General features: G+C 36.4%; 2 protein-coding genes. Both read right to left on the bottom strand.

Translation table 11 applies throughout. The annotated features are described in order from the left end of the window. Positions 1–330 precede the first annotated feature (330 nt). Entirely contained in the window at positions 331–681 is a 351-nt protein-coding gene (locus EI164_RS16335) for a hypothetical protein (RefSeq protein WP_192521022.1), read from the bottom strand. An 18-nt stretch (positions 682–699) separates the two neighbouring features. Beyond that, on the bottom strand, positions 700–1,023 hold a 324-nt coding region (locus EI164_RS16330), incomplete at its 5' end, for a replication initiation protein (protein ID WP_192521021.1).

The raw sequence follows: 1,023 nt of genomic DNA, 5'->3' as shown, positions 1-1,023 counted from the left end.
CTCTTAGTCAGAGGGACAAAAAGCCAAAAAAAAATAGGAAATATGAAAAACTGCGCCTTATTTTTAACTTCAAAATAAACAAAGAAACGTCATTTTGAACAAACAAACGCTATTTTAAACAAACAAACGCTATTTTAAACAAACAAACGCCAAAATAACCAACCTACCTATCACCAAAATTCTGAATACTCGAAAAGAAGCCCTGAATATCTCCAACTAGGCAAATTCATCGACTTTTTAAACAAACAAACGCCATTTTGAACACACAAACGCTATTTTAAACAAACAAAGGCGATTTTAAACAAACAAACGTCAAAATAAGGGGGTGAGTTATTCACTACATTTATAAAATTCTGTACGTTTATCCGCCACTTTTTTTTGAAAATCAACTTCTTCTTGTTGGGTGATTAATCCGCTCATACTGCACCCCATAATCAACCCCTGAGCAAATCCGAATAACTGCTCAAACGTGGTTATTGAGTTGTAATGAAAATCAGTAGTAGCAAGAATGTTAATTTGCATTTTTATTAATGTTTTGGCTCTCTCTCTATCTGACATATCAACATTACCAACGAACAAATGAGGCGCGTTTTTGGCCATATCATCTGCTATTTTTGCCCTATCCTCTGCCGATGTGCGTTCAAGATATGCAGCTATTTTTTGCATTTTGTCTAAGTTCATTTTTATTAACCTATGATATTAGTAGTCTAAATATTCTCTGATCGGGCGCTTCTTAAACTGAGAAGCGTCTTTTTTAAGGCGATTAATCATCTCAAACTCCCACCCTTGCTGTGACTGTCCAGCTGGGCTAGTGGGGCTTACTAGATGATTGTATTCAGCCATAAAAGCAGGGTTGCGAACGATACGCCCTAGCTGCTTATCGCTTAGATCTCCAATCGTGAACATATCTGCTGTATTTACATCTCTGCTATTATCTAGTTGTGATTTCTTCGGCTTATCTTTCGTCAATACTTTAAATTTAAAGCCTGCTATAGCCACGCCCTTTTTAACCTGTTCATAGCT

It is taken from the genome of Psychrobacter sp. FME13, from assembly GCF_014861395.1.
Taxonomy (GTDB): domain Bacteria; phylum Pseudomonadota; class Gammaproteobacteria; order Pseudomonadales; family Moraxellaceae; genus Psychrobacter.
This window is presented reverse-complemented; position numbering and strand designations above follow the sequence as displayed.